6 protein-coding genes are annotated in these 6,957 nt (G+C 59.3%); 4 read left to right on the top strand and 2 right to left on the bottom strand.

What is annotated here, in order from left to right; genetic code table 11:
• Window positions 1-921: PAAR domain-containing protein (locus BOP96_RS21905; protein WP_073454022.1), on the bottom strand; the 921-nt coding region annotated here is incomplete at its 3' end.
• Between the two features lie 56 nt (window positions 922-977).
• Window positions 978-1,460, bottom strand: a complete 483-nt coding sequence (locus BOP96_RS21900; protein ID WP_060767468.1) for a hypothetical protein — start codon at window positions 1,458-1,460, stop codon at window positions 978-980.
• A gap of 216 nt (window positions 1,461-1,676) precedes the next feature.
• Here BOP96_RS21900 and xylA point away from each other — a divergent pair, with 216 nt between their 5' ends.
• The 4 genes from xylA to BOP96_RS21880 all read left to right on the top strand — a co-directional run bounded on the left by xylA (window position 1,677) and on the right by BOP96_RS21880 (window position 6,783).
• Entirely contained in the window at window positions 1,677-2,993 is a 1,317-nt protein-coding gene (gene xylA / locus BOP96_RS21895) for a xylose isomerase (RefSeq protein ID WP_073454020.1), read from the top strand.
• 101 nt (window positions 2,994-3,094) lie between these two features.
• On the top strand, window positions 3,095-4,096 hold the full coding sequence (gene xylF, locus BOP96_RS21890) for a D-xylose ABC transporter substrate-binding protein (RefSeq protein WP_019817280.1): 1,002 nt from the start codon (window positions 3,095-3,097) through the stop codon (window positions 4,094-4,096).
• Window positions 4,093-5,646 carry a D-xylose ABC transporter ATP-binding protein gene (xylG, locus tag BOP96_RS21885; RefSeq protein ID WP_073454018.1) on the top strand — a complete coding sequence of 518 codons (1,554 nt, stop codon included), beginning with the start codon at window positions 4,093-4,095 and terminating at the stop codon, window positions 5,644-5,646. The genes xylF and xylG overlap by 4 nt, the downstream gene beginning before the upstream one ends.
• Entirely contained in the window at window positions 5,647-6,783 is a 1,137-nt protein-coding gene (locus tag BOP96_RS21880; protein ID WP_014718057.1) for a sugar ABC transporter permease, read from the top strand.
• Window positions 6,784-6,957: the final 174 nt, after the last annotated feature.

The following is a 6,957-nucleotide window of genomic DNA, read 5'->3' as shown; positions in this document are numbered from 1 at the left end:
GCGCAGGCGGGTGGAGTTGAGCAGATGAGCATCCAACTGGTTCATCAACCGCTGGCGATCAGCAAAGAACTGCGGTGACCTAAGGTGCCCGTGCTGCCGATAGCTGTCTTGATGCAGGCGTTCCATGGCCTGCAGCGTATCGCGCAAGTTGTTCAGGTGCTTTTCCATCACCACCGCACTGACGCCTAGCCAGGTTGAGGTATGGCCGACGAACCCAGCGATTTCAGCTCCATGGCGATACAGAAAGTCGGCCTCGTCGGGTGTCAGCTCATCCAGCGATGCGCTGACGTGTTGTGCAGCCTGCATCAGTTGCGCTTCCTGATAGGTGCAGGAGGTGTTGTTCGGGTCGCTGAGCACGATCATCGAGCCGGCTTTGACATGGCTCGTATCCGGGTTCAGTGCTTGAAACTTGCGCATTACAGTCGGGTCGAGCGTCGGAAAAAGTGTGGCTTCCAGCGCCTCGCGGGTGATGCTTTTGGGCACGATATAAAAACCTGGTTCCTCGCCCTGCAAACCGGTAAATGCAACGGAGGACAAATTGGTTGAGGGGGGGTACGCAGACTGGGAGTGTGCAAGGGGGTTACCGCTGGCCAATGCTTGGGACGTTTCGGTTGTTCTACGGATGCCTTGTGGTGCGGTGTTTCGGCTTTCATAGGTGGCTGTAAAAACCGAGGGAATCAGCCGGGCTTTACACGGGCAGTCACTGTGGCTGTCCAGCGTGCCGGCCATCAGCTTGCCGTGACTGTTCATGTAGTAAATGCCGCCAACGATCTTATAGGTTTTGCCATCTTTTCCGCAGCTGACCCGATCTCCTTCACGGGCGTGAAGGAGGCCATATAAGTTGATGCGGCTATCACCGTCCAGCACTTTGCCGCCGCAGGTGGTTTTATCACCCAGGCCAATGAAATAACCTACGCTCATGCTACTTCCTTACATTCATGTCGGATAAACCAGGGCGTTGCGCCCTGGCCAACTCATCACTCAATAGTAGGCAGGAAGTCTTCTGCCAATGGCACGCCGTGACGCTCGATAAAGAGTAACGAGTCCTGAAGTGTATTAACGATCTGGTCACCATTACTGAGGTGACTGCCTACCAATGCGAAGTCGCTATTACCTTCACCCGAACCGGTCATGATAAGCGCCTGAGTGCCGTCGGCGTACTCCACGTAATCTCCTTTATGCGCGCCACGCACCTGCGAACCGTCAGCCAATCGAAATTCAAACTCCGATGCGGTTTTCCTGATGGTTCCACCGTTGCGGGTCTGACTGCCCTCAGTGGCGACTCGGTAAATAGCAATGGGCGGATGAGCGCTGCAATAAGCGCGTTGGTCTTTAACTAACTGCAAAGCCTGCTCATTAAAATTTGACAATTGTTGTTCCGTAAAGGGTGAACTATCTAATTGACTGAGTACGTCAGACGTCAGGTCATTGGTATATAGCGAGGTGTGCGATGCGTTCATAAGTATTGCCCTTATAGAGGTGGTCTTTGTTACCCCCCAAACTTTGAAGAGGCATTTCCCCACCGTAAAGTCAGACGTTTCCCTAAGTCCTGTACTCCCTGCGCCGTTCTCAGCCCTTCACTCAAAATCGCACTCCCCTTTGGTGATTTTCATAATCAGCCGCCCAGGTGCCGTTGCTAGTATCCAGACACCGCTCAGAACAATAAGGAAAACCCCATGCCGTACTTCCCCGGTGTCGAGAAGGTGCGCTTCGAAGGCCCTGCCAGCACCTCTGCCCTCGCGTTTCGTCACTACGACGCCAACAAACTGATCCTCGGCAAGCCCATGCGGGAGCACCTGCGCATGGCGGCCTGTTACTGGCATACCTTTGTGTGGCCGGGAGCGGATATGTTTGGGATGGGCACGTTCAAACGTCCGTGGCAGCGCAGTGGCGATCCGATGGAGGTGGCCATCGGCAAGGCCGAGGCGGCGTTTGAGTTTTTTTCCAAGCTGGGCATCGACTACTACAGTTTTCATGACACCGATGTGGCGCCCGAAGGCAGCTCGCTCAAGGAGTACCGCAACCACTTTGCGCAGATGGTCGACCACCTGGAGCGCCATCAGGAACAGACCGGCATCAAGCTGTTGTGGGGCACCGCCAATTGCTTCAGCAACCCGCGTTTTGCCGCCGGGGCTGCGAGCAATCCGAACCCAGAGGTGTTCGCCTTCGCCGCCGCCCAGGTGTTCAGCGCGATGAATGCCACGCTGCGGCTCAAGGGCGCCAACTATGTGCTGTGGGGTGGCCGTGAGGGTTATGAAACCTTGCTCAACACCGACCTCAAGCGCGAGCGCGAACAACTCGGGCGCTTTATGCGCATGGTGGTGGAGCACAAGCACAAGATTGGCTTTACGGGTGACCTGTTGATCGAACCTAAGCCCCAGGAGCCGACCAAACACCAATACGATTACGACAGCGCCACCGTGTTCGGCTTCCTGCATGAGTACGGCCTGGAACACGAGATCAAAGTGAACATCGAGGCCAACCACGCGACGCTGGCCGGGCACAGTTTTCATCATGAGATCGCCACCGCTGTGTCGTTGGGGATCTTCGGCAGCATCGACGCCAACCGCGGCGACCCGCAGAACGGTTGGGACACCGACCAGTTCCCCAACAGCGTCGAGGAAATGACCCTGGCCACCTATGAAATCCTCAAGGCCGGCGGGTTCAAGAACGGCGGCTATAACTTCGATTCCAAGGTGCGCCGCCAGAGCCTCGACGAGGTGGACCTGTTCCACGGCCACGTCGCCGCCATGGATGTGCTGGCCCTGGCGTTGGAGCGTGCGGCGGCGATGGTGCAGGACGACCGCTTGCAGCAATTCAAGGACCAGCGCTATGCCGGGTGGAGCAAGCCATTGGGCCAGGCGGTGTTGGCCGGTGAGTTCAGCCTGGAGTCATTGGCTGAACATGCCTTTGCCAACGCGCTGGACCCACAGGCGGTGAGTGGGCGCCAGGAGATGCTTGAAGGCGTTGTGAATCGGTTTATCTATCGGTGACATTTGCACGACAAATCTCTGCACAGAGCGTCGAGTGACGCTCTACAGTTCAACCCGCACCACGCTGTGTCTTTCCAACAACAATAAAAGGACGCACCACCATGAAGTCATTCAAACCTGCCCTGCTCGCCGCAGCCCTGGCACTGCTCGCCCTGCCGGTGATGGCCGACCCTGCGCACCCCAAAATCGGTTTTTCCATCGACGACCTGCGCCTGGAGCGCTGGTCTCGTGACCGTGATTACTTTGTCGCCGCCGCGCAAAAGCTCGATGCCAAGGTGTTCGTGCAGTCTGCCGATGCCAACGAACAGAAGCAGATTGCCCAGATCGAAAACCTCATCTCCCGTGGCGTCGATGTGATCGTGATCGTGCCGTTCAACGCCACGGTGCTGACCAACGCAGTGGCTGAAGCCAAGAAGGCCGGGATCAAGGTGGTGTCCTATGATCGCCTGATCCTCAATGCCGACGTCGACGCCTATATTTCCTTCGATAACGAAAAAGTCGGCGAGATGCAGGCCAGCGGCGTGTTGCAAGCGGCGCCCAAGGGCAATTACTTCCTGCTGGGCGGCGCGCCGACGGACAACAACGCCAAGGTGCTGCGCGAAGGTCAGATGAAGGTGCTGCAACCGGCCATCGACAAAGGCGATATCAAGATCGTCGGCCAGCAATGGGTCAAGGAATGGAACCCCACCGAGGCCTTGAGCATTGTCGAAAACGCCCTGACCCGTAACGACAACAAGATCGACGCCATCGTCGCCTCCAACGACGCCACCGCCGGCGGTGCGATCCAGGCCCTGGCCGCGCAGAAACTGGCGGGCAAGGTACCGATCTCCGGCCAGGACGCTGACCTCGCGGCGATCAAGCGCGTGATCGATGGCACCCAGACCATGACCGTGTACAAACCGCTCAAGCTGATCGCCACCGAAGCGGCCAAACTTTCGGTGCAGTTGGCACGCAGCGAACAGCCGACCTACAGCTCGCAATACGACAATGGCAGCAAGAAGGTCGACACCATCCTGCTTACGCCGACGCCGTTGACCAAAGCCAACATCGACCTGTTGGAAAAGGACGGTTTCTACACCAAAGAGCAGATCGCCGGGCAATGACCGTGGCCGCCGATTACCTGCTGCAAATGAACGGCATCGTCAAACGCTTTGGCGGTGTCAACGCCCTTAACGGCATCGACATCAAGGTCAAACCTGGGGAGTGTGTGGGCCTGTGCGGTGAAAACGGTGCGGGTAAATCCACCTTGATGAAGGTGCTGTCGGCGGTCTACCCGCACGGCACCTGGGAGGGGGAAATCCTCTGGGATGGGCAGCCGCTCAAGGCCCAGTCCATCCGCGAAACCGAGGCCGCCGGGATTGTCATCATTCATCAGGAACTGACCCTGGTGCCCGACCTGTCGGTGGCCGAGAACATTTTCATGGGCCACGAACTGACCCTGCCCGGTGGGCGCATGAACTACCCGGCGATGTTGCACCGCGCCGAGGCGTTGATGCGTGAACTCAAGGTGCCGGACATGAATGTGGCGCTGCCGGTGTCGCAGTATGGCGGCGGCTACCAGCAATTGGTGGAGATCGCCAAGGCGCTGAATAAACAGGCGCGCCTGTTGATCCTCGACGAGCCCTCCTCGGCCCTGACCCGTGGCGAAATCGAAGTGCTGCTGGACATCATCCGGGGCCTCAAGGCCAAGGGCGTGGCCTGCGTGTACATCTCGCACAAGCTCGATGAAGTGGCGGCGGTGTGCGACACCATTGCGGTGATTCGCGACGGCAAGCACATCGCAACCACTGCCATGGCAGACATGGACATCCCGCAGATCATCACCCAGATGGTCGGTCGCGAAATGAGCAACCTCTACCCCACCGAGCCCCATGACGTGGGCGAGGTGATCTTCGAGGCGCGTAACGTCACCTGCTACGACGTCGACAACCCCAAGCGCAAGCGCGTCGACGACATCTCCTTCGTGCTCAGGCGCGGCGAAATCCTTGGCATCGCCGGGTTGGTGGGCGCCGGGCGCACGGAGTTGGTCTCGGCGTTGTTCGGTGCCTACCCCGGGCGCTACAGCGCCGAGGTGTGGCTGGAGGGTCAGGTGATCGACACGCGCACGCCGCTCAAGTCGATCCGCGCGGGGCTGTGCATGGTGCCCGAAGATCGCAAGCGCCAAGGCATCATCCCCGACCTGGGCGTGGGCCAGAACATCACCCTGGCGGTGCTGGACACCTACGCGCACCTGACCCGCATCAACGCCGAAGCCGAACTGGGCAGCATCGACCAGCAAATCAGCCGCATGCACCTCAAGACCGCCAGCCCGTCGCTGCCGATCACCAGCCTCTCAGGCGGCAACCAGCAAGAGGCCGTGCTGGCGAAAATGCTGATGGCCAAGCCCAAGGTGCTGATCCTCGACGAACCTACACGTGGCGTGGACGTTGGGGCCAAGTACGAGATCTACAAACTGATGGGCGCGTTGGCGGCCGAAGGCGTGTCGATCATCATGGTGTCCTCGGAATTGGCCGAAGTGCTCGGCGTGTCCAACCGCGTACTGGTAATTGGTGACGGCCAGTTGCGCGGGGATTTCATCAATGACGGGCTCACCCAGGAACAGGTGCTCGCCGCTGCGCTCAGCCAAAACAATAACAATCGGAAGACCGCGTAGATGAATCAGGTCAAACACCTTTTTACCCGCTACAAGATGCTCGCGCTGGTGATCGCCGTGGCGTTCATCTGGTTGTTTTTCAGTTGGCAGACCGAGGGTGGTTTTCTCACCCCGCGCAACCTCTCCAACCTGCTGCGGCAGATGTCGATCACCGGGATATTGGCGTGCGGCATGGTGCTGGTGATTATCAGCGGCGAGATCGACTTGTCGGTGGGCTCGTTGCTCGGGCTGTTGGGCGGGCTGGCGGCGATTCTGGATGTGGTCTATCACGTGCCGCTATTGGCCAACCTGAGCCTGGTGGCGCTGTGCGGCTTGATGATCGGCTTGGCCAACGGCTACATGACCGCTTACCTGCGCATCCCCTCGTTCATCGTCGGCCTGGGCGGAATGTTGGCGTTTCGCGGGATTCTGCTGGGGATTACCGGCGGCACCACCATTGCGCCGGTGTCGCCGTCGCTGGTGTATGTGGGCCAGGGGTATTTGCCCCACAACGTCGGCATCGGGCTTGGCGTATTGTTGTTTGCCCTGACACTGTTCCTCACCTGGAAACAACGGCGCAACCGTGCGCTGCATGGGTTGGCCGCGCATTCACGGCTGCGCGATGCACTGCGCGTGGTGCTGATTGGCGCGGTGCTCGCAGGCTTTGTCACCACCCTCAACCGCTACGACGGCATCCCCGTGCCGGTGCTGCTGTTGCTGGCGCTGCTGGGGGTGTTCAGCTATGTCACGCACCAAACCGTGTTCGGCCGCCGGGTGTATGCGGTGGGCAGCAATATGGAGGCCACGCGGCTGTCGGGCATCAATGTGCAAGCGGTAAAACTGTGGATCTTCGGCATTATGGGCGTGATGTGCGCCCTCGCTGGCCTGGTCAACACCGCGCGCCTCGCGGCGGGCTCACCGTCGGCGGGTAACATGGGCGAACTCGACGCCATCGCCGCGTGCTTTATTGGCGGCACTTCGATGCGCGGTGGGTCGGGCACGGTGTACGGCGCGTTGCTGGGGGCGCTGGTGATTACCAGCCTGGACAATGGCATGTCGATGCTGGATGTGGACAGCTACTGGCAGATGATCGTCAAGGGCAGCATTTTGGTGCTGGCGGTGTGGGTGGATGTGAGCACGCGCTCGGGCAGGCGGTAACTCGTCCGCCAGAACATCATCGATTACCTGTGGGAGCTGGCTTGCCTGCGATAGCGGCGGGTCAGCCACCTGATGGACCGACTGACACACCGCTATCGCAGGCAAGCCAGCTCCCACATTTGATCTTCATGGCTCCCTCCACATTGATCTGATTTTTCCCTCCGGTTATTGCGG

Origin of the sequence: Pseudomonas sp. FSL W5-0203 (genome assembly GCF_001896155.1) — a bacterium.
Classification (GTDB): Bacteria; Pseudomonadota; Gammaproteobacteria; order Pseudomonadales; family Pseudomonadaceae; genus Aquipseudomonas; species Aquipseudomonas paracarnis.
Note: the sequence above shows the minus strand (reverse complement) of the source record. Positions and strands in the feature narration are given on the sequence as shown.

Excerpts from the sequence above, each read along its gene's own strand:
- BOP96_RS21900 (WP_060767468.1), bottom strand. The coding sequence starts at position 1,460 with ATGAACGCATCGCACACCTCGCTATATACCAATGACCTGACGTCTGAC.
- xylA (WP_073454020.1), top strand. The coding sequence starts at position 1,677 with ATGCCGTACTTCCCCGGTGTCGAGAAGGTGCGCTTCGAAGGCCCTGCC.
- xylF (WP_019817280.1), top strand. The coding sequence starts at position 3,095 with ATGAAGTCATTCAAACCTGCCCTGCTCGCCGCAGCCCTGGCACTGCTC.
- xylG (WP_073454018.1), top strand. The coding sequence starts at position 4,093 with ATGACCGTGGCCGCCGATTACCTGCTGCAAATGAACGGCATCGTCAAA.
- BOP96_RS21880 (WP_014718057.1), top strand. The coding sequence starts at position 5,647 with ATGAATCAGGTCAAACACCTTTTTACCCGCTACAAGATGCTCGCGCTG.